Annotated in this window: 31 protein-coding genes; 14 read left to right on the top strand and 17 right to left on the bottom strand. The window is 70.5% G+C overall.

What is annotated here, in order from left to right:
* Nucleotides 1-128: 128 nt before the first annotated feature.
* Nucleotides 129-1,271 (top strand): hypothetical protein, encoded by a 1,143-nt coding sequence (locus SK571_RS14840; protein ID WP_319984639.1) that lies wholly within the window; start codon nt 129-131, stop codon nt 1,269-1,271.
* Between the two features lie 318 nt (nt 1,272-1,589).
* On the opposite strand, the gene SK571_RS14835 is transcribed toward SK571_RS14840, so the two are convergent.
* A complete protein-coding gene (locus tag SK571_RS14835; RefSeq protein WP_319984638.1) occupies nt 1,590-2,165 on the bottom strand; it encodes a TetR/AcrR family transcriptional regulator in 576 nt (191 codons plus the stop codon).
* An 88-nt stretch (nt 2,166-2,253) separates the two neighbouring features.
* On the opposite strand from SK571_RS14835, the gene SK571_RS14830 reads away from it, so the two are divergent.
* A complete protein-coding gene (locus SK571_RS14830; protein WP_319984637.1) occupies nt 2,254-2,856 on the top strand; it encodes an NAD(P)-dependent oxidoreductase in 603 nt (200 codons plus the stop codon).
* The gene (locus SK571_RS14825) at nt 2,853-3,767 is read left to right on the top strand and encodes an SDR family NAD(P)-dependent oxidoreductase (protein WP_319984636.1); all 915 of its coding nucleotides are present in this window, start codon (nt 2,853-2,855) and stop codon (nt 3,765-3,767) included. The genes SK571_RS14830 and SK571_RS14825 overlap by 4 nt, the downstream gene beginning before the upstream one ends.
* 53 nt (nt 3,768-3,820) lie before the next feature.
* Here SK571_RS14825 and SK571_RS14820 read toward each other — a convergent pair whose 3' ends face one another.
* Complete coding sequence (locus SK571_RS14820; protein WP_319984635.1) at nt 3,821-4,243, bottom strand: PLAT/LH2 domain-containing protein; 423 nt, start codon at nt 4,241-4,243, stop codon at nt 3,821-3,823.
* 95 nt (nt 4,244-4,338) lie between these two features.
* On the opposite strand from SK571_RS14820, the gene SK571_RS14815 reads away from it, so the two are divergent.
* The gene (locus SK571_RS14815) at nt 4,339-5,235 is read left to right on the top strand and encodes an oxidoreductase (RefSeq protein ID WP_319984634.1); all 897 of its coding nucleotides are present in this window, start codon (nt 4,339-4,341) and stop codon (nt 5,233-5,235) included.
* A 25-nt stretch (nt 5,236-5,260) separates the two neighbouring features.
* Here the strand turns inward: SK571_RS14815 and SK571_RS14810 are convergent, their stop codons facing one another.
* The 9 genes from SK571_RS14810 to SK571_RS14770 all read right to left on the bottom strand — a co-directional run bounded on the left by SK571_RS14810 (nt 5,261) and on the right by SK571_RS14770 (nt 11,917).
* Complete coding sequence (locus SK571_RS14810) at nt 5,261-6,193, bottom strand: M56 family metallopeptidase (protein ID WP_319984633.1); 933 nt, start codon at nt 6,191-6,193, stop codon at nt 5,261-5,263.
* Nucleotides 6,190-6,552 carry a BlaI/MecI/CopY family transcriptional regulator gene (locus SK571_RS14805; RefSeq protein WP_319984632.1) on the bottom strand — a complete coding sequence of 121 codons (363 nt, stop codon included), beginning with the start codon at nt 6,550-6,552 and terminating at the stop codon, nt 6,190-6,192. The genes SK571_RS14810 and SK571_RS14805 overlap by 4 nt, the downstream gene beginning before the upstream one ends.
* A gap of 59 nt (nt 6,553-6,611) precedes the next feature.
* Nucleotides 6,612-6,833, bottom strand: a complete 222-nt coding sequence (locus SK571_RS14800; RefSeq protein ID WP_319984631.1) for an alpha/beta fold hydrolase — start codon at nt 6,831-6,833, stop codon at nt 6,612-6,614.
* A 58-nt stretch (nt 6,834-6,891) separates the two neighbouring features.
* Complete coding sequence (locus SK571_RS14795; RefSeq protein ID WP_319984843.1) at nt 6,892-9,132, bottom strand: heavy metal translocating P-type ATPase; 2,241 nt, start codon at nt 9,130-9,132, stop codon at nt 6,892-6,894.
* A 31-nt stretch (nt 9,133-9,163) separates the two neighbouring features.
* Nucleotides 9,164-10,102 (bottom strand): hypothetical protein, encoded by a 939-nt coding sequence (locus tag SK571_RS14790; protein ID WP_319984630.1) that lies wholly within the window; start codon nt 10,100-10,102, stop codon nt 9,164-9,166.
* Nucleotides 10,103-10,113: 11 nt separating this feature from the next.
* Nucleotides 10,114-10,323, bottom strand: a complete 210-nt coding sequence (locus SK571_RS14785) for a heavy-metal-associated domain-containing protein (protein WP_319984629.1) — start codon at nt 10,321-10,323, stop codon at nt 10,114-10,116.
* 35 nt (nt 10,324-10,358) lie between these two features.
* Nucleotides 10,359-10,640, bottom strand: a complete 282-nt coding sequence (locus SK571_RS14780) for a metal-sensitive transcriptional regulator (protein WP_319984628.1) — start codon at nt 10,638-10,640, stop codon at nt 10,359-10,361.
* A 238-nt stretch (nt 10,641-10,878) separates the two neighbouring features.
* On the bottom strand, nt 10,879-11,490 hold the full coding sequence (locus SK571_RS14775; RefSeq protein WP_319984627.1) for a DUF305 domain-containing protein: 612 nt from the start codon (nt 11,488-11,490) through the stop codon (nt 10,879-10,881).
* 52 nt (nt 11,491-11,542) lie between these two features.
* A complete protein-coding gene (locus SK571_RS14770; RefSeq protein ID WP_319984626.1) occupies nt 11,543-11,917 on the bottom strand; it encodes a hypothetical protein in 375 nt (124 codons plus the stop codon).
* Nucleotides 11,918-12,082: 165 nt separating this feature from the next.
* Here SK571_RS14770 and SK571_RS14765 point away from each other — a divergent pair, with 165 nt between their 5' ends.
* The gene (locus SK571_RS14765) at nt 12,083-12,565 is read left to right on the top strand and encodes a DUF4396 domain-containing protein (protein ID WP_319984625.1); all 483 of its coding nucleotides are present in this window, start codon (nt 12,083-12,085) and stop codon (nt 12,563-12,565) included.
* Nucleotides 12,566-12,694: 129 nt separating this feature from the next.
* A complete protein-coding gene (locus SK571_RS14760; RefSeq protein WP_319984624.1) occupies nt 12,695-14,128 on the top strand; it encodes an MFS transporter in 1,434 nt (477 codons plus the stop codon).
* Nucleotides 14,129-14,207: 79 nt separating this feature from the next.
* Here the strand turns inward: SK571_RS14760 and SK571_RS14755 are convergent, their stop codons facing one another.
* Nucleotides 14,208-14,609, bottom strand: a complete 402-nt coding sequence (locus SK571_RS14755; RefSeq protein ID WP_319984623.1) for an arsenate-mycothiol transferase ArsC — start codon at nt 14,607-14,609, stop codon at nt 14,208-14,210.
* 130 nt (nt 14,610-14,739) lie between these two features.
* Between SK571_RS14755 and SK571_RS14750 the strand changes: the two genes are divergently transcribed.
* The 5 genes from SK571_RS14750 to SK571_RS14730 all read left to right on the top strand — a co-directional run bounded on the left by SK571_RS14750 (nt 14,740) and on the right by SK571_RS14730 (nt 18,488).
* Nucleotides 14,740-15,033, top strand: a complete 294-nt coding sequence (locus SK571_RS14750) for an ArsR/SmtB family transcription factor (protein ID WP_319984622.1) — start codon at nt 14,740-14,742, stop codon at nt 15,031-15,033.
* On the top strand, nt 15,030-16,106 hold the full coding sequence (gene arsB / locus SK571_RS14745; protein ID WP_319984621.1) for an ACR3 family arsenite efflux transporter: 1,077 nt from the start codon (nt 15,030-15,032) through the stop codon (nt 16,104-16,106). Before SK571_RS14750 ends, arsB begins: the two co-directional genes overlap by 4 nt.
* 4 nt (nt 16,107-16,110) lie before the next feature.
* The gene (locus tag SK571_RS14740) at nt 16,111-17,067 is read left to right on the top strand and encodes an ArsO family NAD(P)H-dependent flavin-containing monooxygenase (protein ID WP_319984620.1); all 957 of its coding nucleotides are present in this window, start codon (nt 16,111-16,113) and stop codon (nt 17,065-17,067) included.
* Nucleotides 17,068-17,166: 99 nt separating this feature from the next.
* Complete coding sequence (locus SK571_RS14735; protein WP_319984619.1) at nt 17,167-17,856, top strand: arsenate reductase/protein-tyrosine-phosphatase family protein; 690 nt, start codon at nt 17,167-17,169, stop codon at nt 17,854-17,856.
* Entirely contained in the window at nt 17,853-18,488 is a 636-nt protein-coding gene (locus tag SK571_RS14730; protein WP_319984618.1) for an arsenate reductase ArsC, read from the top strand. Before SK571_RS14735 ends, SK571_RS14730 begins: the two co-directional genes overlap by 4 nt.
* 39 nt (nt 18,489-18,527) lie before the next feature.
* Here SK571_RS14730 and SK571_RS14725 read toward each other — a convergent pair whose 3' ends face one another.
* Nucleotides 18,528-18,878, bottom strand: coding sequence for an ArsR/SmtB family transcription factor (locus SK571_RS14725; RefSeq protein WP_319984617.1), 351 nt, complete (start codon nt 18,876-18,878; stop codon nt 18,528-18,530).
* An 80-nt stretch (nt 18,879-18,958) separates the two neighbouring features.
* Here SK571_RS14725 and arsM point away from each other — a divergent pair, with 80 nt between their 5' ends.
* A complete protein-coding gene (gene arsM, locus SK571_RS14720; protein WP_319984616.1) occupies nt 18,959-19,855 on the top strand; it encodes an arsenite methyltransferase in 897 nt (298 codons plus the stop codon).
* Here the strand turns inward: arsM and SK571_RS14715 are convergent.
* Nucleotides 19,852-20,793, bottom strand: a complete 942-nt coding sequence (locus SK571_RS14715; protein WP_319984615.1) for a LysR family transcriptional regulator — start codon at nt 20,791-20,793, stop codon at nt 19,852-19,854. The two genes, arsM and SK571_RS14715, sit on opposite strands and share 4 nt — an antisense overlap.
* 103 nt (nt 20,794-20,896) lie before the next feature.
* Here SK571_RS14715 and SK571_RS14710 point away from each other — a divergent pair, with 103 nt between their 5' ends.
* Complete coding sequence (locus tag SK571_RS14710; RefSeq protein WP_319984614.1) at nt 20,897-21,718, top strand: aldo/keto reductase; 822 nt, start codon at nt 20,897-20,899, stop codon at nt 21,716-21,718.
* Between the two features lie 73 nt (nt 21,719-21,791).
* Here SK571_RS14710 and SK571_RS14705 read toward each other — a convergent pair whose 3' ends face one another.
* From SK571_RS14705 to SK571_RS14695, 3 genes are all read right to left on the bottom strand, one after another.
* A complete protein-coding gene (locus SK571_RS14705) occupies nt 21,792-22,529 on the bottom strand; it encodes a calcium-binding protein (protein ID WP_319984613.1) in 738 nt (245 codons plus the stop codon).
* A 47-nt stretch (nt 22,530-22,576) separates the two neighbouring features.
* Nucleotides 22,577-23,500, bottom strand: coding sequence for a helix-turn-helix domain-containing protein (locus SK571_RS14700; RefSeq protein ID WP_319984612.1), 924 nt, complete (start codon nt 23,498-23,500; stop codon nt 22,577-22,579).
* 74 nt (nt 23,501-23,574) lie between these two features.
* Nucleotides 23,575-24,798: a tetratricopeptide repeat protein gene (locus SK571_RS14695; protein WP_319984611.1), complete on the bottom strand. Its 1,224-nt coding sequence runs from the start codon at nt 24,796-24,798 to the stop codon at nt 23,575-23,577.
* A gap of 103 nt (nt 24,799-24,901) precedes the next feature.
* Between SK571_RS14695 and SK571_RS14690 the strand changes: the two genes are divergently transcribed.
* Nucleotides 24,902-25,480 (top strand): TetR/AcrR family transcriptional regulator, encoded by a 579-nt coding sequence (locus SK571_RS14690; protein WP_319984610.1) that lies wholly within the window; start codon nt 24,902-24,904, stop codon nt 25,478-25,480.

The raw sequence follows: 25,480 nt of genomic DNA, 5'->3' as shown, positions 1-25,480 counted from the left end.
GTCGCGGCGGCTGTGTCACGATCACCGCTCAACTCGGTCAAGGTGGTGCGAACCCCTGACCGGCGGCCGCGCGTCATGAATGATCGGCCGCGCGCAGTCCTGTTCAGGTCCAAGAGCTTGGGGGACTTATGAGAGTTCGCAGATGCCTGGCGTTGGCCTTCTCGGTCGCGGTGGTCACCGGCGCCGCCGGGCCCGCCGCGGCCGCCGCGCCGGAAACGGCGTGGCGCCTGGCCTCGATCCCGCAGAACAAGGCGACGAGCAATCTCTGGGACGTCGCCGCCGTCGACGGCAGGAACGCCTGGGCCGTCGGCTTCGAGGGCTACCACCCGGATCAGCCGGACACGACGGGCACTCCGATGATGCTGCGGTGGAACGGATTCCGGTGGTCCCGGACGTCGCTCCCCGTCGTCCAGGGGCCGGTGTACTTCCAGCGCGTCGCGGCGTCGTCCGCGAAGGATGTCTGGGTCACGGGGGCGCCGCGGTCGCAGGACGGCAACGTCACGCTGGTGTGGCGCTACAACGGCAGGGCGTGGACCGCGGTGCCGTACCCGCCGGGTGCCACCCCGGGCACGCTCTCGATCCGTGACCTGTCCGTTGTGGACGGACATGCCTGGCTGGTCGGTCACCACGGCAACGCCCCGGTGTTCCACGAGTGGACCGGAACCTCCTGGCAGGAACACCAGCCGCCCGCCGAATGCGTGACCGGTGGCGGATTCCTGAACTTCTGCACCATCAACACCGTCAAGGCGTTCGCGCCCGACGACGTGTGGGCGGCCGGGAACGGCATGTGGAACGGCTTCGCGGGCCCGCTGCTGTTCCACTGGAACGGCACGTCCTGGCGAGCAGTCGACATAGGACTGAACCAGCAGCAGGTCACCGTGCAGTCGCTGGACGGCGCGTCCTCCCGCGACATCTGGGCGGTGGCTGACGGCGGCGGCATGGGGTCGGCCAACGTGGTCGTGCGAGGAGACGGCACCACCTGGCAGACCGTCAGCGGGCTGAACACCCCGGCCACTCCGGGCGTCGCGGTAGGAGCGAACGGCACTCCGTGGGTCATCGGCCGCATCCCGGCGGCGTCCTTCAGCTCCTACGGCCCGGCCGGGTGGACCACCACCCTCGCACCGTCTCCGTCAGGCCTGTTCGGCACGAACTACAACGCCATCGCCGCCGTGCCCGGTACGAACCGGTTGATCGCGGTGGGAGCCGCGGACGTGCCCGGCACGAGCCCGCTCCTCGTGCAGGCGGTGATCGCCGAGTACTCGACGCGCTGAGTGTCCGCGGCCGTCCGCTCCGGCGGGCGGCCGCACCCAGGCATGTGTCTGACAAAGCGTGGACCATGCGATTGCGGGGTCCGCGTCCCGGGCGAGGGCGACGTAGTGGTCCATGACGGCCGGTCGGTAGCGCACGGGGAACGTCTGTCCTGGGGCGAGCCGGGTGAGCGCGGTGATCGTGAGGTCTTCGCCTGCGATACGTTCAGCTTCTTCTTCCAGTCGAACACCCTGCCCCTCCTCACGTCGGTGCCGGAATCTCGGCCTGGCGCCCTCACCGCGAGTCTGCGTCGCGGCCATTCCCGACCTCCGTCGAATCGCCTAGCCGATCGGCGTCGTCCAGGTCCCGATTGTGTCCAGCAGGTGATCGATCATCTCGTCGGTGACTGGGCGGTGCTCGAACATGCTCCGGAAGACCAGCGGGCCGATGATGATCGCCGGGGCGTTCAGGAGGTCGGCGGACGCCTGAAGTTCGCCGGTCCGCGTCGCCGAGTCCAGGGCTGTGCCAAGCTGGCCGCTGATCGTGGCGATGAGCTGCTCTCGCCGGGCGGTCGCGTCGGGCTCCTCCGGTGCCCCGTGGAACAGCGCCGCGGTCACCGCCTGCACCTCGGGCAGGGCCAGTTCGTCGGCGAGTGTGCGCATCTGCCGCGCCAGCCACGGGCGGACGGGTGAGACGGGGTCTTGGAAGAACGGCATCCGGACGCCGGCCATCGTGTCCTCGAGCAGCATTCTCGGCTGCGGCCAATGGCGGTACACGGTCGCGCGCCCGACTCCCGCGCGTTTGGCGACGTTCTGGTGGGTGACCGCGGCCGGGCCGTCCTCGCGGAGCAGCTCCCGCGCGGCGGAGAGGATCGCCTCGCGGCTGCGGGTGACGCGCGGGTCGGTGGAGTCGGCCATGGCGACATCTTATGAGACAACTTGACTCAGAAGCGCGCGGGGTGGCAGAGTGGAACTTGTGAGACAAGTTGACTCAAAAAGTTCTCGGTTGGTCGTCCTGGGTGCGAGCGGCGGCACCGGACGGGCCGTCGTCGACGTCGCGCTGCGGGCCGGGCACGCCGTCACGGCCGTCGTGCGCCGCAACGACGCGATCCCTCCCGCGCCCGGTCTGACCGTGGCGGTACTTCCGGTGCTGACCGATCTGGCCCACGTCGTCGCGGGCCACGACGCGATCATCAGCGCGCTCGGCACCAACGAGCGCGGCCCGTCCACGGTCTGTTCGGACGGCATCCGCGCCACGTTGCTCGCGATGAAGGAGACGAACGTGCGCCGCCTCGTGGCCGTCAGCGCGCACGGCGCGGCGGAGAGCCGTGACCGCTCGCTCTACTCGCTGCTGCTTTGGGCGTCGGTCAAGCACAAGATGCGGGACAAGGAGGCGATGGAGGCGCTCATCCGGCAGTCCGATGTGGACTGGACGGTCGTCCGGCCGCCCGCCCTGAAGGACGGCCCGGCGACCGGCGGCTACCGCGCGGGCAACGATCTGCGCATCGCGGTCACCTCTTCGATCTCGCGCGCCGACCTGGCCGACTTCCTCGTGTGCGAGGCCGTGCGACCGGCGTTCGTCCGCCAGGCCCCGAGCGTCGCCGCGTGAACGTCCACAGTGGTCAGACGGACCTGAGCGGCCAGGTCGCCCTGGTGACCGGTGGCGCCGGCGGAATGGGCAGGGTCATCACCGCGGAACTGGTTCGCGCCGGCGCCCACGTCGTCATCACGAGCCGCGACGGGGACCGTGGCGAAGCCCTGCGGCGCGAGGTCGGCGCCGACCGGGTGGAGGTGCTCACCGGCGACCTGAGCGTCCGCCGCGACGTGCACCGGCTCGCCGCCGAGTTCTCGCGACGCCACGACCGGCTGCACCTGCTGATCAACAACGCCGGGGCGCACTACCGCGACCGGCGGCTGACCGCCGACGGCGTGGAAGCGCACCTGGCCGTGAACCACCTGGCCGGGTTCACGCTCACCTACCTGCTGCACGACCGCCTCCGGGCCGCCGCGCCCAGCCGCGTCGTCAACGTCGTCTCGGCGACCATGTCCGACACCCGCACCGTGCCGCTGCTCGGCAGGCCCCGGCCGGTCTCGCTCGACCTGGCCGGCGTCACCGACCTGCGTGAGCTCAATCCCGTCGAGGGCTTCGCCCCGTTCACCGCCTACGCGAGGGCCAAGTTGCTGAGCACGATCTGCGGCTACGTCTTCGCCGACCGGTGGCACGACGAGGGCGTGACGGTGAACGCCGTGCACCCCGGCCTCGTGAGCACGAGCATCGTCGACGACATCACGCCCGCCGCGCTCAAGCCCTTCCGGTCGCTGATCCACAGTCGTCTGCTGACACCGGAAGAAGGCGCGGCGGCCGCACTGCGCCTGGCCACGGACCCCGGCCTCGCGACCGTGACGGGTCGCTACTACTTGCGGGACAAGGAAGAGCGGTCGCCCAGCGTCTCCTACGACCCCGCCGCGCGCGCCAAGGCCTGGCGACTCAGTGCCGACTGGGCAGAGCTTGCCGCATGAGTGCGGGCGCGAGTGGGAAGGGCCTCCACTCGCGCCCGCACCGGGTGCTCAGCTCAGGAGCAGGCGTAGAACCGCGTCAGGCTCTCCTGCGGGAACCACTCGTTGACCACGCAGTGGTAGACCCTGCCAGTGGCTTCCTCGTGGATGTCGACGTACTCGGAGAACCAGGCGTCCTTCTCCCGGCCGCTCTTGCCCAGGCTGATGTAGCCGATGGTGCCGAACGACGGATGCCGGTGCGGGCCGGACGTCCAGGTCTCGCCGCGGCGGAAGTCCCGGTCGATCTGCATCGGGCCGGACTGGCCCTCGGTGCCGAACATCGTCACCCGGACGGCGTCCTCGGTGTCCGCGTTCGGCAGGTTGCCGGTGCGGAAGGTGAGGTAATAGGTGCTGATGCCGTCGGCCGAGGCGGGAACGACCGCCGTGAGCGAGCCGAGGACGGCCAGTGCTGCGGAGACCAGCACAGTGCGGATCTTCATTTTCTCTCTTCCTGTCGACGTACCGTGACGTCGATACGGTGGCGGGGGACGGTGGTCGTCGAGTGGCCGTCCAGTGGCCGCCTAAAGTGGCGATCATGACGAAGCACCGGTGGGCCGCCGACGACCTTCCCGATCTGACCGGCCGCACCGTCGTGGTGACCGGCGCGGCCAGCGGGGTGGGCCGGGGCACGGCGACCGCCTTCGCCGCGGCAGGGGCGCGCACGGTGCTCGCGGTGCGCGACGTCGCCGCCGGTGAGCGAGCGGCCGCCGCCATGTCCGGCACCACCGAGGTCCGCGAGCTGGACCTGGCGAACCTGGCGTCGGTGCGCGCGTTCGCCGAGGGCTGGCAGGGCGGAATCGACGTCCTGGTCAACAACGCCGGGGTGGCGATGACCCCGCACGGCCACACGGCGGACGGGTTCGAGCTGCAGTTCGGCACCAACCACCTGGGCCACTTCGCGCTGACCAACCTGCTGCTGCCCTCGATCACCGACCGCGTGGTGACCGTGGCCTCCGGCGCGCACAAGGCGGGCGTGCTCGATCTCGACGACCTCGACTTCGCCCGCTCCGGCTACACCCCGGTGAAGGCCTACGGCCGGTCCAAGCTGGCGAACCTGCTGTTCACCCTGGAACTCGACCGCCGCTGCCGCGAGGCAGGGTCGTCCGTGCGCGCGCTGGCCTCGCACCCCGGCTACACGGCGTCCAACCTGGGCACCAAGGGGCGCAACCCGCACCTGGTCAAGGTCGTGCACCTGGTCGGGCGTCACCTCGCGCAGACCGAGGCGCAGGGCGCGCTGCCGTCGTTGTACGCGGCGACGCAGGACCTTCCGGGCGCCAGCTACGTCGGCCCGGACGGGCGGTTCGAGCTGCACGGCCACCCGGCGCTGGTCGGCCGGTCGGCGGCGGCCAGCGACCCGGTGCTGGCGCGGCGGCTGTGGGAGGCGTCGGAGCGGCTCACCGGGGTGACCTTCCCGCTGACCGCGAAGTCCTGAGCCCGGCCGGCGAATCCGGCTGCGGTCAGCTCGGCGGGCAGGTCAGCAGCATCGTGGCGGTCAACGCCGCAGCCGCCGTGATGGCGGGCAGTGTCAACGCCGTGACTCCGGCGATCCCGCAGGACAGCAGCCTGCGGGTGTGGTTCGGCATCCGGCGGCGGCGTTGCAGCCGGTCGAGCCGCGTCCCGAGTGCGTCTCTGCTCATCGCGAGCGAGGAGTTCGGAGCGCCGTGGCAGGACACCCGCATCAGCGCGGCACGGACGGTCTCGACGCCGTGGGTGCGTGCCGAAGCCAGGTCGGCGGCCATCTCGACGAGTTCGCGGATCGTCGTGGCCGCGCGCTTGAACAGCGGCAGGACCGGCAGCGTGGCGGCCACGGCGTCCGCGGCGGCGACCAGCAGGTGATGGCGGCCGGCGAGGTGTGCTCGTTCGTGGTCGAGCACGGCGTCGACCTGGCTGGGGGTCAGGTGGCGGTGCAGTCCCTCGGTGGCCACGACGACGCCGGGTCTGCCCGCGAGGCTGAACGCCAGCGGACGGTCGTGGTCGAGCCACACCGTCGGGTGCGCACCGGACTCCCGTCGTCCGGCCAGGCGGAGCACCGCGAGGTGTTCCTCGCGGGCGCGGGCTCGTTGCCGGGTGCTGCGGGCACCGACGAACGCCAGCCGGACGAGCAGAGCGGTCAGCAGCGTGCCGCCGGTGAGGCCGCTGATGACCTCGACCTTCGGCGTGGTGCCGTGGGACACCGACTCCCAGCAGTGGTGCAGGGTGTCGAGAGCACCGAGGCCGTGTTTGGGGAGCACGAGCAGCACCACCGCCGCGGTCGAGGTGATCACGACCGCCACCACCGAGGTGATCCACGCGACCAGGGCCACCACGGGGTCGCTGATCCGCCACAGCAGGCGCGGAGCCAGCCAGCCCATCGCGGCACACCCGAGCAGCAACGCCAGCGCGACCGTCATCGTCCCGACGATTTCCTGCGCAGCGCGCGGCGAAGTACGGCCGACTCCTCCGCGGTCGCGGACTGGGCGAAGTGCAACAGCGCGGCCTCTGGGTCGCCCGAGGCGACGAGCACGTCGCGCACGGCGTTCGCGGCCGCTTCGGCACGGGTGATCGTGGGCTGGTACCGGTAGGCGTTGCCTTCGAGCTCGCGCGTCACCCAGTCCTTGCGGTGCAGGTTGTCGAGCACCGTGAGGACGGTGGTGTAGGCGAGTTGTTTGCCGGTGTCCAGCCGTTCCAGCACCTGGCGCACCTTGAGCGGCTCCCGGGCGTGCCACAGCACGTCCATCACCGCCGCCTCCAGCTCACCGAGCCCGCGCATCGCTCACACCCTCTCTGCAGAGCCAGAAGTATGCCTGCCCGACGAAGGCGGCCTTGAACTCACGTCTTGAGCCCGGTCACGCCACGCGGCTTCCCGTGGCCGCGCTGGTCGTAGGTCAGCAGCCGGTGACCGGCCGCGAGGGCGTCGAAGTCGAGGAGGTGGAGCCGGCGGACCGCTGCCCGGCTCAGGAAGACGCCGTGGGCGTAGCCGAGAAGCGGGCCGGATCCGGTGAGCTCGTAGGCGATCGTGGCGCCCGCCCTGGTGACATACCTGTCCTGCATCACTGCCCCCTCGGTGTGGAAGTGGTCCAGCTCGCACGGCGGCGAGCTGGACCACGGATCAGACGGTGTTCTTGTTCGCGCTGCGGAACCCGCGCAGGCGCAGGCTGTTGCTCACCACGAAGACCGAGGAGAACGCCATCGCGGCCCCGGCGATCATCGGGTTGAGCAGGCCGAGCGCGGCCAGCGGCAGGGCGGCCACGTTGTAGGCGAAGGCCCAGAACAGGTTGCCCTTGATGGTGCCGAGCGTGCGCCGTGACAACCGGATGGCGTCCACCGCCGCGCGCAGGTCGCCCCGCACGAGCGTGATGTCGCTGGCCTCGATGGCGACGTCCGTGCCGGTGCCCATCGCGAGTCCGAGGTCGGCCTGGGCGAGCGCGGCGGCGTCGTTCACGCCGTCACCGACCATGGCGACCACGCGGCCCTCGGCCTGCAGCCGCTTGACCACCTCGACCTTGTCCTTCGGCAGGACCTCGGCGATCACCTCGTCGATGCCGACCTCGGCGGCCACCGCGTTGGCCACGGCCTCGTTGTCGCCGGTCAGCAGCACCGGCCGGAGACCGAGCCGGCGCAGTCCGGCGATCGCCTCGGCCGAGGTGGGCTTGACCGTGTCGGCCACGACCAGCACACCGCGCGCCTCGCCGTCCCAGGCCACCAGCACGGCGGTGCGGCCCTTGTCCTCCGCTTCCTTCTTCGCGGTCGCGAGGTCCTCGCCGAGCCGGACGCTCCACTCCTCGAGCAGCCGGGCACGGCCGACCAGGACGGCGTGCTCGCCGACGACACCCCGCACGCCGAGGCCTTCCAGGTTCTGGAAGCCCTCGACCTCGGGCAGCTCGCCGATCCGTGCGACGGCGCCGGTGGCGATCGCCCTGGCGATCGGGTGCTCGGAAGCGTGCTCCAGAGCACCGGACAGACGCAGCACCTGCTCCTCGTCGGTGCCTTCCGCCGCGTGCACCTCGACCAGGCTCATCTGCCCGCTCGTGACCGTGCCGGTCTTGTCGAGCACGACCGTGTCGACGCGGCGTGTGGACTCCAGCACCTCGGGACCCTTGATCAGGATGCCCAGCTGCGCACCACGACCGGTGCCGACCAGCAACGCCGTCGGCGTGGCCAGGCCGAGCGCACACGGGCACGCGATGATCAGCACCGCCACGGCCGCGGTGAACGCCGCGGAGGCACCCGTTCCCGCGCCCAGCCAGAACGCCAGCGTGCCGACGGACAGCGCGATGACGATCGGGACGAACACCGCGGAGATCCGGTCGGCGAGGCGCTGGGCCTCGGCCTTGCCGTTCTGCGCGTCCTCGACGAGCTTGGCCATCTGCGCGAGCTGGGTGTCCGTGCCGACCCTCGTGGCCCGCACGACCAGCCGTCCGCCCGCGTTGACCGTGGCACCGACCACGCCGTCGCCCGTGGTGACCTCGACCGGCACGGACTCGCCGGTGATCATGCTGAGGTCGACGGCCGAGCTGCCCTCCTCGACGACGCCGTCGGTGGCGATCTTCTCGCCCGGCCGGACGACGAACCGGTCGCCGGCTCGCAGCTGGTCGACGCTGATGCGCTCCTCGCGGCCGTCCCGCAGGACGGCGACGTCCTTGGCGCCGAGCTCGAGCAGGGCGCGCAACGCGGCACCGGCGCGGCGCTTGGACCGCGCCTCGAAGTAGCGGCCCGCGAGGATGAACGTCGTCACGCCCGCCGCGACCTCGAGGTAGATGTTGCCCGCGCCCGACATGCGCTGCACGGTCAGGTCGAAGCCGTGCGTCATGCCCGGAACGCCCGCCGTGCCGAAGAACAGCGCGTACAGCGACCACAGGAACGCCGCACCCACGCCGAGCGAGATCAGCGTGTCCATGGTGGCGGCACCGTGCCGCAGGTTGGTCCACGCGGCCTTGTGGAACGGCCACGCGGCCCACACCACGACGGGTGCGGCGAGCGTGAGCGAGAGCCACTGCCAGTAGGTGAACTGCAGCGCGGGGATCATCGCCAGCGCGATCACCGGCACGCTCAGCACCACGGACGTGATCAGACGCCGGCGCAGTGGCCGGGTGGGGTCTTCTTCCTCGACCTCCACGTCGGTCCGCGGGGGAGCGGGGAGTTCGGCGGTGTAGCCGGTGTTCTCGACGACCTTGACCAGGTCCTGCGCGGTCAGCGACTCGGGGAAGCTGACGCGCGCCTTCTCGGTGGCGTAGTTGACCGTCGCGTGGACGCCGTCGAGCTTGTTGAGCTTGCGCTCGATCCTGGCGGCGCAGGAGGCGCAGGTCATGCCGCCGATGGACAGTTCGATCTCACTTGCCGGTGAGCTCATGGAACGCGCCTCCTCTTCGAGGGTGTCGTGCTCAGCCACCGTGACCACCGTGGTCGTCGGACGGCGTGGGCGTGGCGGTCGTCGGTGCGGGCGCGGGTGCGGAGCCGCTGGTGTGGAGGGTGAAGCTCGCCGTGCGGACCTTGCCCTCGTGCTGGAAGTCCAGGAACAGCCGGTACCGGCCGGACGTCGGCACCTCGACCGCGAACTTCACGTCGGGTCCCGCGCCGGGGGCGTCCTGCGGATGCACGTGCAGGTAGGCGAGATCGGCCGCGCGCAACGCGACCAGGTGGCCGTTGGCGCCCAGGTAGGGCTGCAGGTCCGTCACGGGCTTGCCGTCCTTCGTGACGGTGGTGGTCACGGTGGACTCGGCGCCCGCGGTGAGGTCGCCGGTCAGCCGGACGACGTAACCATCCACTGCGGACTCGCGCGAGTCCTCGGCGAACTGCTGCGGCTCGTACGCGCCGGCGACCTGCACGTCGGCGCCCAGCGTGGTCTTCGCGCCGTTCTCCGGCTTGAAGTCCGCGAAGACGCGGTAGCTCCCGGCCGTGGGGAGGGTGAGCGGAACCGACCAGGTGCCGTCGTCGGACATCTCCGGATGCACGTGCTGGAAGCCCGAGCCGTCGCGGCGCACCAGCACGAGGTGGAGCTTCTTCTCGTGCTCCACCTCGAACCTGGTGACGGTGCCGCCGCTGCTCGTGCCGATCCTGAAGCTGAAGTTCTGCTGCGTCCGGGCGGGCAGGATGGTCTGCGCGAGGGTGAGCACGTAACCGTTGTCCGCAACGGAAAGTCCTGGTGGGAGCTTGCCCTCCGCCGCGTCCTGGGCCGGGGCGGGCTGCTCGGCGCCGCGCTCCGTCGCGTCCAGCGTGGACGGACCGCCGAACGGCCCGGCGGCGGCGCCGGCAGCCCATGCGCCGCCGAAGACGAGCGCCAGCACACCGGCGTAGGCGGCCACCTTCGTGGCGGTGTTCATCTGGCTCTCCCTCAGCTGCTGACCAGCGTGTAGCCGGCCTCGGTGACGGCGGCCCGGACGTCGTCCTCGGCGACGGGCTGGTCGCTGGTGACGGTGACCAAGCCGGCGTCGAGCTCGACGGACACGTTCCGCACGCCGTCGATCTGGCTGATCTCCTCGGTCACCGAGCTGACGCAGTGCCCGCAGGTCATGCCGCTGACGGTGAAGACGGACTCGGACATGGGGTGCTCCTCAGAAGTGGTTCGGAAACGCGGAGTCAGGAGCGGACCAGGCGGGCGATGGCGTTGCTGGCCTCGGCGATCTTCTCGTCCGCGGTCGTGCCGCCCTCGGTGATGGCCTGGCTGACGCAGTGCTTGAGGTGCTCGTCGAGCAGGTTGAGCGACACCGACTGCAACGCCCTGGTCGCGGCGGAGATCTGGGTGAGGACGTCGATGCAGTAGTCGTCGTTCTCGATCATCCGCTGCAGCCCGCGCACCTGGCCCTCGATGCGCCGCAGACGCCGCAGGTGGTCTTCCTTGTTGTCGGTGTAGCCGTGCATCTACCGCTCCTGTCGATCGGTCCACCGCGCGGCCGGTCGTGGATGACCGGGGGAACGGTGGGCGCTTGCCACCTTTATACCTATGGGGGGTATGGGTGTGCAAGGAGTTCGACGATACGGAGTAGGGGTATGTGATGTGAGGTGGCGCTCAGTGTCCGGCCGGATGCGGCCGGTTCGGGCAAGAAGAACGCCGGACGGACCGCTGTGCGCGCTCCGTCCGGCGTTCACCGCGTCAGCGCTACTTCAGGAGCGTCTGCATCTCGGTGATCTCCGCCCGCTGGGCGGCGATGATGTCCTGCGCGAGCTTCTTGGCGTCGGCGCTGGAGCCCTTTTCCTGCTCCGCCTCGGCCATCTCGACGGCGCCCTGGTGGTGCTTGATCATCATGTCGAGCCACATGCGGTCGAACTCCGCGCCGGTGGCGCCGTTGAGCTTCGCCATCTCCTCGGCCGTCATCATGCCCGGCATCGAGCCGTGGCCGGAGCCGTGGTCCATGCCCGGCATCGACGTCGAGGCGGGCGCGGCACCCCACTTCGTCAGCCACTCGGTCATCTTCTTGATCTCGGGTTCCTGCGCCGCGGCGATGCGCTTGCCGAGGTCGGTGACCTTGGGATCCGTGCTCTTGGACGGGACCATCGCCGCCATGTCCAGCGCCTGCTGGTGGTGCCCGATCATGTCCTGAGCGAACTTGACGTCCTGTTCGTTGTGGCCGTCCTGCTGGCCCGCGGCGGACGGCGCCGCGGTGGTCGAGCTGTGCTGCATGCCCGCCATGTCACCACCGCTCCCGCAGCCCGCGAGAAGCGCGACTACAGCCACGCCGGCGACGCCGAAACCGATCAGGGACTTCCTCATCATGTGCAACCTTCTGTGCTGGGAATGTGACCGTCCGAGGAACCGGTGCCGATCACAACCTCAACACGCACAACGAGGTCAGCACCCCGCGGCCGCCGAGCGGGGGAGGCCTGGCGGGTGCGCGGGGCCAGGCGGGAGCGGACGCCGCCGGGTCGTCCGACGGGTGGCTCAGGCGCAGGAGCGACCAGCCGAGCAGCAGTGACACCACGGCGCACAGGATCGCCATGCACATGTGCGACAGGTCGTGTGCCGGCGCGGGCTCCGGGCCGTCCGGTGTGTGGTGGTCACCATGGGCGCCGGCGCTGGCGGCGATGCCGGTGTGCGCGCCTGTCGCGCCCGCGCTGACGTGGTGCATCCCGATGACACCGAGAACGAGCAGGCAAAGCAGGGCCCACTGGGCCACTGTTCGCTGCGCGCTTCCGGTCATGCCACTACCGTACCTAGTAGGTCCCATCACCGACGCTTACGGGTCACCGTCGCGACCGGTTCACCTCAGGCTGTGCACATCGGGGGTTGACACCCCTAGGGGGTATAGGCGTAACTTCCTCCCCGGAATACCCCCTAGGGGTACCGAGACTTGAAGGGGAAAGTCATGGAGCACGGCAGCCCGCAGCAAAGTCTGACCAAACTGGCCGTATCGGCGACGCTGCACTGCCTCACCGGCTGTGCCATCGGCGAGGTGCTCGGCATGGTGATCGGCACCGCGCTCGGCTGGTCCGCCCTGTCGACCATCGCGCTCGCGGTCGCGCTGGCCTTCGTGTTCGGCTACGCGCTCACCATCCGCCCGGTGCTGAAGTCGGGCCTGCCGCTGCGCGCCGCGATCGGTGTGGCCTTCGCCGCCGACACCGTGTCGATCGCCGTCATGGAGATCGTCGACAACGTGGTGATGCTGCTCGTGCCCGGCGCGATGGAGGCGGGCCTGGCGAGCTGGCTGTTCTGGGTCAGCCTCGCCTTCGCGCTGGCCGTGGCGTTCGTCGTGACGGTCCCGGTCAACCGCTGGCTGATCTCGCGCGGCAAGGGACACGCCGTGGTGCACCAGTACCACGGCGGCCACGACGGTCATCACCAGCACTGAGTGAACCGTGGCCGCGAGGACCTCGCGGCCACGGGCCTTCCAGATCTTTTCGTTGTGCCGGGGTGAGCGCATCGCGCGCGGGGCACACGTGTGTCCCGTTGATACCCCCTACCGGTATGGAGTACTAGAATGTCCAGTGTGGAGCAGGTGGACCGGCGCAGGTGGTGGGCACTCGCCCTCATCGCCGCCGCCCAGTTCATGGTCATCATGGACACCTCGATCATCGGGGTGGCCCTGCCGAGGATCCAGGCGGATCTCGGCTTCTCCCCGGAGAACCTCTCCTGGGTCTTCAACGCCTACGTCGTCGCGTTCGGTGGTCTGCTGCTGCTCGGCGGCAGGCTGTCCGATCTGCTCGGTGCCCGTCGCATGTTCGCCGCCGGCTGGCTGGTGCTCCTCGCAGGGTCCGTGGTCGCCGGTGCGGCGGGGGAGATCTGGGTCGAGCTGGCCGGCCGCGCGGTGCAGGGCGCCGGCGCCGCCCTCATCGCCCCCTCGGCGCTCACCTTGCTGATGATGCTGTTCGGCAGCGAACCGGCGCAGCTCGGCAAGGCGCTCGCCGTCTACGGCGCCGCGGCTCCGGCCGGTGGTACCGCCGGCGTCTTCCTCGGCGGTGTGATCACCGAATACCTGAGCTGGCCGTGGGTCTTCTACGTCAACGTGCCGATCGCGGTGATCGCCCTGGTCGCCATTCCGGCCCTGATGCCCGCGGGCACCGCTCAGCGCGGCTCCACCGACCTGCTCGGTGCGGTCACCGTGACGGCCGGCCTGGCGGTGGCGGTCTACGCCGTGGTGCGTGCTCCGGAAGCGGGATGGGCCTCGACCGAGACGATCACCGGCTTGATCGCGGCCGTCGTGCTGCTGGGCGCGTTCCTGCTCGTCCAGGCCAAGCGGAAGACTCCGCTCGTCCGGCTCGGCATCTTCCGCACACCCCGGCTCGGGGCGGCGAACATCGCCCAGTTGCTGCTCGGCGGCGCGTGGATCCCGATGTGGTTCTTCCTCAACCTCTACCTGCAGCAGGTGCTCGGTCTCGGTGCGTTCGCCAGTGGCTCGGCGCTGCTGCCGATGACCACCGCGATCATGGTGCTGATGGTGGTGGTCGCGCCTCGTCTCACCGCGCGGTTCGGCGTCAAGTCCATGGTGGTCACCGGGCTCGTCGTGCTCGCCGCCGGTCTGGGATGGCTCGCACTGGTGCGCCCGGACGGCGACTACTGGGTCGACGTGCTGCCCGCGTCGCTCGTGGCCGCGACCGGCATGGCCCTGGCGTTCATCCCCTCGCTCGGCACCGCCATCTCCAGCGCTCGCCCGGAGGAAGGCGGCCTCGCGTCGGGCATCGTCAACACCAGCTACCAGATCGGGTCCGCACTCGGCCTGGCCGCGATGACCGCGCTGGCCGCCTCGTACGGGGCCGGCCGGCTCGGTGACGCCGACGCTCTGACCAGTGGTGTGTCCGCCGCGTTCACGGGCGCCGCGGGCATCGCGATCGTGGGAGCCCTTGTCGCAGCTGGGACGTTGCGCGGCAGCCGTGCAACTGCCCCGGACGCCCAGCGCGAGCCGGTCGACGTCTGACCGTCCACGTCGGTTGCCGCCCACCTCGCCGCGGTGGGCGGCAACCGGCTGCTTCGGCAGTTCACATGCGACGGACCGGCTAGCCGAGCAGTTCGGCGACCAGGCCGCGCACTCGGCGGTCGATGTCGTCGCGGATCGGGCGGACGGAGTCGACACCCTGGCCCGCCGGGTCCTCGAGCTCCCAGTCGAGGTAGCGCTTGCCGGGGAACACCGGGCACGTGTCGCCGCAGCCCATCGTGATCACCACGTCGGACGCCTCGACGTCCTCGGTCGTGAGCTTCGAGGGCACCTCGGCGGTGATGTCCAGCCCCCACTCGGCGAGCGCCTCGGCGGCGGCCGGGTTGACCTTCTCGGCCGGTGCCGAGCCCGCGGAGCGGACCGCGATCCTGCCCATGCCGTAGTGCTGCAGCAGCGCCGCGGCCATCTGGGAACGGCCGGCGTTGTGCACGCAGACGAACAGCACTTCGGGGGTCTTGGTCACGGCGATCTCCTCGGGGGCGGGCGTTTCGTTCGTTCGATGATGCCCGATGCACGTGAGTGCTGGACACCGTGGAGGGGTGTTCCTGCCCTCGGTGTCTCATCAGGCGGAGCTGATGTATCATTCCCGGCTGATGTCACTCGATGCTGATGTGTTGAAGGTTCTCGCCGACCCGCTGCGCGCCCAGATCCTGCAGCTGCTGGCCGGTGAGGCCCTGTGCACCTGTCACCTCGTCGAGGAGACCGGCGCGAAGCAGACCAACGTGTCGAACCACCTGAAGGTGCTGCGCGAGGCCGGGTTCGTCGACACCGAGCCGTGCGGGCGCTTCACGTACTACCGCCTGCGGCCCGACGCCCTGCGCCGGATCGCCGACAGTCTTCACGAGCTGGCCGACCGCGCCGACTCCGATGCCAGGAGGCCCTGTTGAGCACCACCACCCCGGCGGCGGAGCAGGACGTCCTGCACCGGCTGTCCTTTCTGGACCGGTGGCTGCCGGCGTGGATCGGCCTCGCCATGGTGGCGGGCATCGGGCTCGGCCGGTTCGTCCCCGGCCTGCAGGGCGTGATCGAGGCGGTGAAGATCGACGGCGTATCGCTGCCGATCGCCCTCGGCCTGCTGCTGATGATGTACCCGGTGCTGGCCAAGGTCCGCTACGACAAGCTGGACACCGTCACCCGCGACAAGCGCACGATGGTGCTGTCACTGGTGCTGAACTGGGTGCTCGGCCCGGCGCTGATGTTCGCCCTGGCCTGGATCTTCCTGGCCGACCTGCCCGAGTACCGCACCGGCCTGATCATCGTCGGGCTCGCGCGCTGCATCGCCATGGTCATCATCTGGAACGACCTCGCCTGCGGTGACCGCGAGGCGGCCGCGGTGCTGGTGGCGTTGAACTCGGTGTTCCAGGTGGTCATGTTCGGTGTGCTCGGCTGGTTCTACCTCGACCTGCTGCCGGGCTGGCTGGGCCTGGACACCGCGTCGGTGGACTTCTCCGCGTGGGAGATCGCCAAGTCGGTGCTCATCTTCCTCGGCATCCCGCTGCTGGCCGGCTACCTCAGCCGCAAGCTGGGGGAGCGGTCGAAGGGCCGGGAGTGGTACGAGTCCAGGTACCTGCCGCGCGTCGGCCCGATCGCCCTGTACGGCTTGCTGTTCACGATCGTCATCCTGTTCGCGCTGCAGGGCGAGACCATCACGAGCCGCCCGCTCGACGTCGCTCGGATCGCGCTGCCTCTGCTCGTCTACTTCGCGATCATGTGGGCCGGTTCGTACGCGCTGGGCAAGGCGTCCGGGCTCTCCTACGAGCGCACGACGACGCTGGCGTTCACCGCGGCGGGCAACAACTTCGAGCTCGCCATCGCCGTCGCGATCGGCGTGTTCGGCGTGACCTCCGGGCAGGCGCTGGCCGGTGTGGTGGGCCCGCTGATCGAGGTGCCCGTGCTCGTGGGGCTGGTCTACGTGAGCCTGTGGCTGCGTCGTCGCTGGGCGGCTCGCGCTGAAGTCTGATGTCGTGGTGATCGGCGGCGGCCAGGCGGGTCTGGCCGCCGCCTACTACCTGCGCCGCGCGGGCATCGACCACGTGGTCCTCGACGCGCAGGTCTCGCCGGGCGGTGCCTGGCCGCACGGGTGGAACTCGCTGCGCCTGTTCTCCGTCGCGCGCCACAGCTCCCTGCCGGGTCGGCCGATGCCGCCGTTCTCGGACGGCTACCCGACCGCGCAGCACGTGGTCGACTACCTGACGGCCTACGAGAAGCGCTACGACGTCCCTGTGCACCGGTCCGTCCGGGTGTCGTCGGTGAGCCGTGCCGACGACGGACTGCTGGTGCACACCGACGCAGGCACCTGGACCGCGCGGCACGTGATCAGCGCTACCGGTACGTGGTGGCGGCCGTTCCGTCCGCTGATGGACCTGCCGGGCCGTCAGCTGCACACCGTCGACTACCGGGACCCACTGGAGTTCGCGGGGCGGAAGGTCGTCGTGGTCGGCGGCGGGAACTCCGGCGCGCAGATCGCGGCCGACCTGGTCCCGCACACGTCGTTGACGTGGATGACCCGCCGTCCGCCGCGGTACCTGCCCGACGAGATCGACGGCAAGGCGCTCTTCGACATCGCCGGCCGCCGGGCGGGTGGGGTGGGGGAGCTGGGTGACATCGTGGCCGTGCCGCCGGTCCGGGAGGCTCGGGACAGCGGGCTGCTCGTGGCCACGCCGATGGACACCGGCGTGCTCGCCGAAGTCGACGTCGTGATCTGGTCCACCGGGTTCCGGCCCGTGCTCGGGCACCTCTCGCCGCTGCACCTGCGTGACGAACGCGGCCGCGTCGGAGTGGACGGCACGACGGCGGTGGGGGAGCCGCGCCTGCACCTGCTCGGGTACGGCGGGTGGACCGGAGCCGCGTCCGCGACCCTGATCGGCGTCGGGCCCACCGCGAAGGCCACCGTGGCGAAGATCGCCACATCACTCGGCTGACGCAGCCGAGTTCGCCGCCTGGGCGGCGTCCTCACTGTTCATCTTCCCGGTGTCGGTCGAGGCTTGACTTCGCCGGAATGCTCAACAAACATTGACTCAATGAACGTTGAGTGGTCTTCCTCGGTGGTGGAGCGGGCGCGGCTGTACGCGGTGCTCGGCGAACCCGCGCGGCTGGCGATCGTCGACCGGCTGCTCCTCGGCGACGCCTCACCCGGTGAGGTCGGCCGCGAGCTCGGCCTGCCCAGCAACCTGCTGGCACACCACGTGAAGCTGCTCGAACAGGCAGGCCTGCTCGAGCGCACCCGCTCGGAAGGCGATCAGCGCCGCAACTACCTGCGGCTGCGCACCGACGCGCTGACCGGGCTCGGCCCGGCCGGGCAACGGGTCGCGCCGCGCGTGGTGTTCGTCTGCACGTACAACTCGGCGCGCTCCCAGCTCGCCGCCGCGCTGTGGAAGAAGCGCAGCACCGTTCCCGCCGCCTCCGCCGGCACGAAGCCCGCTGCCGGTGTGCACCCGCTCGCGGTCGCGACCGCCAAGGCGCACGGCCTGCCGCTCGCCCGCGCCCGCACCGCCCGCGTCGAAGACGTTCTGCGGCCCGACGACCTCGTGATCGCCGTGTGCGACAACGCCCACGAGCAGCTCGGCAGCCATCTCGACCGCCTGCACTGGTCGGTTCCCGATCCCGCCCGTGCCGGCACCGAGGACGCCTTCGAACACGCTTACCTCGATCTCGCCGACCGGGTCGACCGGCTGGCCCCCGTCGTTCACCAGTCTGGAGAAGACCGATGACCCTGAGCATCGATCAGCAGCTCGCCCTGAAAACCGCCGCCACCCGCCTGCGCGCCAAGTTCGACGGTGTCTTCGGCGCCGAAACGATCGAACGGTACCTGCACACCAGCTATGACCAGTTCGCCTCCCGCAGCACCGTTCCGAACTTCCTGCCGCTGCTGGCCGAACGGTTCGCCGGCCAGCGGCTGCACGCGCTGGCGAAGGTCGAGGGCCACGTGCACGACGGCAAGCCGGTCGTGCTGTTCCTGTGCGTGCACAACGCGGGTCGCAGCCAGATGGCGCTCGGCTTCTTCGAGCACCTCGCCGAGGACCGCGCGGTGGCGTGGTCCGGCGGCTCCGAACCGGACTACCAGATCAACCCGTCCGCCGTCGAAGCCATGCGGGAGCTCGGCATCGACATCTCCCGCGAGTTCCCCAAGCCGTGGACCGACGAGATCGTCCGCGCTGCCGACGTGGTCGTCACGATGGGCTGCGGCGACGCGTGCCCCGTGTTCCCCGGCAAGCGGTACCTGGACTGGACGCTCGACGACCCCGCCGGCAAGGACGTCGCCGACGTCCGTCCCGTCCGTGACGAGATCGAACGCCGCGTCCGCGGGCTCCTCCAGGAACTCGACGTGGAAGTCCGCGTCTGAACGAGCATTGGGGCCGCCCAGCCGGGCGGTCCCACGCTTTCACACCGCGGCGCGATCTCCGCTGACGCTCGACAGCAGGGCGGCCATCCTGTCGGTGGTCTCCGGCCGCACCCGGTAGTAGACCCACGTGCCCCGCCGCTCCGAGTCGACCAGGCCGGCCTGCCGCAGCAGCTTGAGGTGGTGGGAGATCGTCGGTTGCGAGAGGTCGAACGCGGGCGTGAGCTCGCAGACGCAGACCTCGCCGCTGGGACGTGACGCGATCAGCGACAGCAGTCGCAGGCGCACCGGATCACCCAGCGCCTTGAACACCGTCGCCAGCTCCGCCGCCTGCTCCTCGGCGAGCGGCTCCTCCGACAGCGGCTCGCAGCAGCCCTCACCTTGATTCGACATACTTCAATATTGACGCGTCTCCGCCTCCGGTGCAACCATGGCATAGACAAACTTCGATACAGCCTGGAGGAGTGCCTCTCATGAGCGAGCAGACCGAGCTGCGAGAGACCGTCCGTGCCCGCTACGCGGCAGCCGCGACCGCCGTCACCCAGGGTGGAGGAGGGTGCTGCGGCCCGGACTCCGTCGAGGTCGACGAGACGTTCGGCGCCACGCTGTACCCGGCGGCCCAGCGCGACGAACTGCCCGCGGAGGCCGTGGCCGCCTCACTCGGCTGCGGCAACCCCATCGCCGTCGCCGAGCTCCGCGAGGGCGAGCGGGTGCTGGACCTGGGTTCGGGCGGCGGCATCGACGTCCTGCTCTCGGCGCGCCGCGTGGGCGCCACCGGCAAGGCCTACGGCCTGGACATGACGGACGAGATGCTCGCGTTGGCGTTGTCCAACGCCGAGAAGGCCGGCGCCACCAACGTCGAGTTCCTCAAGGGCGACATCGAGGCCATCCCGTTGCCCGGCGGCACCATCGACGTCGTGATCTCCAACTGCGTCATCAACCTCTCCGTCGACAAGCCCGCGGTGTTCGCCGAGACCTTCCGCGTTCTGCGCCCCGGCGGCCGGATCGGCATCTCCGACGTCGTCGCCGACGACCACCTCACGTCCGCTGAGCGGGCCGAACGCGGCTCCTACGTCAGCTGCATCGCCGGAGCCCTCACCTTCACCGAGTACCGCGAGGGTCTCGAAGCCGCCGGGTTCGCCGACATCGAGATCACCCCGACCTTCGAGGCGGCCGACGGCATGCACGGGGCCATCGTCCGCGCGGTGAAGCCACTCGCCGTCGAAGCCGTCGGCACAACGGCTCCGGTCCAGGCGGAAGGGTCTTGTTGCGGTGTCAGCGCCTGCTGCACCTCTGACGAGCAGTCCGTCGACCCCGGCGTCACCGTCGTGGAGGCGAAGACCGCGTCGGGCTGCGGCTGCCAGAACTAGCGACTGCGCAGTTGTGCGCGCTCAGCCACACCGTTGATGTCGCACTGCTGAGCGGCGTCCTGCAGGGCGCGCAGCGCCGCCCGGCACGCGGGGCGGTTCGTGGTGCCGTTGCGCCACAAGGCGAACACGCGTCGTCGGGGTGCCGGTAGCAGTGGTACGAACCGGACACCGGCCGGTGTCGGGCCGCGCCCGAGCCGGGGAATGATCGCGGCGCCGAGCCCCGCCGCCACCACCGCGAGCTGGGTGGAGTGCTCCGAGGCGGTGTGCCTGACCCGGCGCTCGATCCCGTTGCGGCGCAGGGTGTTCTCGAGCCAGCCGTGGCAGATCTCGTCGCTGGGCCAGCCCACCCAGTCCTCGTCGTGCAGCTCGTCCAGGGTGACGGTGGCCCGGTCGGCCAACGGGTGGTGGGCGGGTAGCGCCACGTCGAGAACGTCTTCCAGCAGTGGGGCGCACGAGATCCCGTCGGGCACCGCGAGCGGCTCCTCCGGCCAGTCCTGCACCACCGCGATGTCGATGTCGGCGTGGCGGAGCTGGGCGATCGACTCGGTGGGCTCCAGTTCCGCGAGCCGCGCCGACAGGTTCGGGTGCCGCTGCCGCAGCGTGTGCAGCACCGTCGGCAACAGGCCGCGGGCGGCCGTGGCGAACGCGGCCACCGTGAGTGATCCGGCCACCGCGCCGCGGTGGCCGGCGAGGTCGGTCTCGACGAGTTCGACCTGCTGCAGCAGCCTGCCCGCGTGTTCGGCGAGCAGGTCGCCGGCGTCGGTGAGCCGGATGCCCCGCCCCTGCTTCTCCAGCAGGCGCTGGCCGACCTCGCGCTCCAGTCTGGACAGTTGCTGCGACACCGCCGAGGTGGTCACGTGCAGCGCCTCGGCGGCGCCGCGGACCGATCCCGTGGTGGACACCGCGTGAAGGGTCCGCAGGCGTTCCAGGTTCAACACGTAAGCGATGCTACGCGGTCGATCCAACAATGTTTCGATTGTCTTAGCGGCGGTGGGGCGGCAGTGTCGGTGCCGCAGGAACCGACACCCGCAAGGAGACTCCGTGCATTCCGATCGTCACCTCCTCGTCCTCGTCGGCGACCTCCCGGTCCACCGGCTGGGTTTCGGTGCCATGCGGCTGCCTGCGGACGACCCGGCCGCCGCGCACGCCCTGGCCCGCCGTGCGGTCGAACTCGGCATCACCTTCATCGACACCGCCGACTCCTACGACCTCGGCCGCAACGAGGAGCTGCTGGCCGAGGCCCTGCACCCGTACCCCGACGGCGTCGTGGTGGCCACCAAGGCCGGCCAGTGCCACCCCGGCGACGAGTGGATCCCGCTCGGTCGTCCGGAGTACCTGCGCCAGCAGGCCGAGCTGAGCCTGCGCCGGCTGCGGGTCGAGCGCATCGACCTGTTCCAGTTGCACCGGATCGACCCCGCGGTCGCGCTGGCGGACCAGATCGGCGCCTTGCGGCAGCTGCAGGACGAGGGAAAGGTGCGGCACGTCGGACTGTCCGAGGTCTCCGTCGAACAGATCGTCGAAGCCGAACGGATCACGCCGATCGTGAGCGTGCAGAACCGGTACAACCTCGGCGACCGGCGCTCGGAGAAGGTGCTGGAGCACTGCGAGCGGCATGACATCGCGTTCCTGCCCTGGCTTCCGATCGCACCGAGCGTCCGGTCGGACTCGCCGGTGACCGGGGTGGCCCGCCGGCTCGGCGCCACCGCGGCGCAGGTCGCACTGGCGTGGCTGATGCGCCGGTCGAAGGTCGTACTGCCCATCCCGGGCACGTCCTCCCTGCGTCACCTGGAGGAGAACGCCGGCGCGGTGGACGTCGATCTGTCCGATGAGGACTTCGACCTTCTCGATCGGCTCGGCCGCTGACCGCGACCGTCCTGGCGGCTCCGTGCCGGGGGTGCGTTTCCTCGTTGCGCACCCTCGGCTTCGTACGCGCCTGTCAGAAGATGATCTCGCAGTTGGACAGCGACTCGAAGCGAGAGTCGCAGCGGTCGGCCTGACCGGCACCGCCGTCGCCGACGTCCGAACCGGTCGGATCGGTGAGCGTGTCGTTGCCCGCGTCGCCGTTGACGATGTCGTTTCCGGCACCACCGTCGAGGTCGTCGACGCCCGGACCACCGTTGAGGCGGTCGTTGCCGTTGTCCCCGTTCATCCGGTCCGCGCCGTTCTGCCCGTTGAGCGCGTCGGCACCGTCGCCACCGCTGACGGAGTCCGCACCCGCTCCCGCGTTCACGGTGTCGTCGCCCGCGCCGGCTTCGATGTTGTCCGCCGCCGCGCCGCCGTTGAGCGTGTCGTTCCCGGCGCCGCCGTCGAGACGATCGGGCCCCTCGCCGCCGAGGAGCGTGTCGGCGCCCGCTTCGCCGTTGAGGGAGTCGGCACCCGCTTCTCCAGCGGCCCAGTCGTTTCCGTTGCCGCCGAAGAACTCGTCGGCTCCCGCTCCCAGGCAGGCGATGTCGTTCCCGTTGAGACCGAACACGACGTCGTCGCCGCCGTGCGTGACGAACACGTCCGCACCGTTCGTGCCGAACAGCACGTCGTCGCCGTTCGTGCCGATCTGCGTCGCCGCCTGTCCGTTGCACGTCTGAGGTGGCTGAGCCGCCGCGATCCCGGTCGGACAGAGCACCAGGCCCGCCGTGACGAGAACAGCGGATACCACTGATCTTCGATTGTCATTCATGTCAGCAGTCTCGTGCTGCGAAGGGTGATGGCCCAAGGGGCCAAATCTCATCGCCGCGCAGTTCGTCCTTCGGCGGCGAACCGCAGAGCTGTTGCCAGCCAACGCAGTTCCTCAGTGGCGTCCGGCGCACTTCGCCGCCCCTGCACCCGGCCGACAAGCCGGCGATACCGTTCCGCGCCTGCCTCGATCCCCGCTTCCAGGGACGCCAGCACCGCGTTCAGATCGGCGTTGCCGAACATGGTGGAGATCAGTTCCGCTGCGGCGGGACCGTCGGGGTCGACGCCATCTTCCCTGGCCTGCGCGACTTCGTTCACCACCTGCCGGGCCCACCAGATGTTCGCGCCGGGTGGTGCCTTTCGCCCGGGTGCGGGGGTGTTGAGTTCCAGGAAGGTTCCCAGCCGGGCGCGGAAGTCCGGGTCCTGCACGAGTTCTGCCAGCTCGATCCAGGCGTCCACCTGGTCGGGCGTGGGATCTTCCGGCAGGTCGATGCTGAGTTCGCGTACCCGTTCGCGCAGCCCCGGTTCGATGTCGAGGCGACCGAACACGTCGGCCTTGAAGTCGTCGATGATCTGCGCGCGTTCGGCGGCTGAAAGCCGTGCCAACCGGTTCATCAGTGCTGTCTCCTCGAGGGTGGATCGACGTTTCGACACGGTGGACAACACGGCGCGGCTCACCTTCAGGGCGCGGATCTGCGTGTCGATCGCGGCCATGTGCGCCGCGGCGACCTCGGCGACCGTTGCCTTGCGCTCGAGCACCCGGCGCACGTCGTCGAGCCCGAGGCCGAGCTCGCGCAGGGTGCGGATGAGCTCGACGCGGGCCACGCACGCGGCGTCGTAGAGCCGGTAGTCGCTTGCCGTGCGGCCAGCCGGCGCGATGACGCCCTCGTTCGACCAGAAGCGCAAAGTACGTGCCGAGATGCCCGTACGGCGTGCGAGTTGGCCGATGGTGAGCAGGTCCGTGCGTTCGTCCATGGGATGAATCCTCAACGTTGCAGCCGCTGGAAGGTCAACCGCTGGCTGTTCCGGATCGAACCGACGTCCCGGATTCACTCCTCCGTGCGGGCGAGGTCGTCGAGTTGCCGCCGCACGCGCTCGGCGTCGTCCTCACGGCCTTGCTCCTGGTACAGATCGAGCGCCTCCTGCCACACCTCGCGCGCCTCACGGTTCTGTCCGAGAGCGGCGTGCGGGTGGCCGGCGCGGTCGAGCGTGTCCGCGACGCCGTAGGTGTATCCGAGTGCACGGAGCAGGACGAGGGCCTGGCGGTAGTGGTCGACGGCCTGCCGGTGGTCACCGGTGCGGTGGGCGATGAACCCGAGGCTTTCGTGGGCGCCCGCCTCACCTTCGGCGTAGTGGTGGTGCCGGTTCAGCGCGAGGGCGGCCTGGCAGTGCTCGCGTGCGGTGTCGAACTCGCCCAGGCGCGCGGCGTACCAGCCCACCGAGTTGAGCGCGTCGCCCTCCCAGGCCGGATGCCGCAGCGTGCGGTGGAGGTCGAGGGCGTGCCGGGCGTGCTCCAGGGCCCGCCGGTCGTCTCCCCGTTCTCCCCAGGCGAACGCGAGCACCCGGTGGGTGTGCGCCTGTCCGGTGGGGTCGTCGTGGCGCACGGTCAGTTCGAGGGCCTGGTTCAGGTGGTCGACGGCCTCCTCGTACCGGGCCAGGCGGGTGCAGGCGCGGGCGAGGCTCCGGTGGGCGCGGCTGAGGGTGGCCGGGTCGGGCAGGTGGGCGGCGGCGTCCACGGCGGCCCTCCACGCGGCGAGCGCGTCGTGCCGGTGCCCCCGCCGGAGGTGGAAGGTGTCCAGAGTCCTGGCGAGGTGCCAGACGACGTGGTGGCGGCCCAGGGCGACCGCGGTGCGCTGGGCCGCCAGCAGCGTCGCGTGTTCGGCGTCCAGCCACGCCAGCGCGGCCGCCGCGTCGGGCAGCGGGAACGGGTGCGCGCCGGGTGCGGGCGGATCGGGTCGCACGAGCGGCCGGGCGGGGTTCAGGAGGCGGTCGGCGGCGTGGGCGGTGTGCAGGTAGAAGTCAACCACCCGCACCTGCGCCGTCTCCCGAACGTCGGCCGGCAGGGCGTGGGCGGTGGTGGCGGCGTAGGCGCGAACCAGGTCGTGCATCGCGTACCGGCCGTGCGGTTGCCGTTCGACCAGTGACATCTCTTCCAGCGCCGACAACGCGGTGCGGGCGGCGGCAGGTGCCAGTCCCGTCAGTGAGAACACCGCCGGCGTGGTGATGTCGGGGCCGGGCGCGATGCCCAGCAGCCCGAACACGGTGCTGATCACGACCTGCTTCCAGCGACGAGACCGGTGTGCGTCGGCCCGTCCCCACAGGTCTGGTGACATCGACTATGGTCTCTGTCATACTCCCGAATCAGGGAGGTGGGCGATGAGCGAGCAGGGCAGGCGGGGCACCAAGCAGCGGATGCTGGACAGCGCGGTGCTGTTGCTGCGGGAACGCGGCGCGGCCGGCGTCACGGTCGACGCCGTCCTGGCGCACAGCGGTGCGCCGCGAGGCTCCGTCTACCACCACTTCCCGGGCGGCCGGAACGAGATGGTCCTGGGCGCGGTCCGCCAGGCCGGGGACCACATCGCCACCATGGTCCGCGAGTCGGCGGCCGGAGGTGACGTCCAGCAGATGATGCAGCGGCTCGTCGCCTTCTGGAAGCGGGCGCTGACCAAGACCGGCTACCGGGCGGGCTGCCCCGTCGCCGCGATGGCCGTGGACAGCCGCGACCTCGTCCCCGACGCCGGTGACCTGGTGCGTGAGATCTTCGGCCAGTGGCAGGCCAGTCTCGCGGAAGCGTTGTCCGCCAGTGGTTTCGCGGCACCACGCGCGCAGCGGCTGGCGACGTTGATCGTGTCCGCGATCGAGGGAGCGATCATCCTCTGCCGCGCGCACCGCGACCTGGGCCCGCTCGACGACGTGCTCGCCGAGATCGCGCCTCTGCTGGAGCGACGAGACTAG

Origin of the sequence: Lentzea kristufekii (genome assembly GCF_033949925.1) — a bacterium.
In the GTDB taxonomy this organism is placed as follows: domain Bacteria; phylum Actinomycetota; class Actinomycetes; order Mycobacteriales; family Pseudonocardiaceae; genus Lentzea; species Lentzea kristufekii.
The sequence above is the reverse complement of the archived record's forward strand: the minus strand, read 5'-3'. Positions and strand labels throughout refer to the sequence as shown.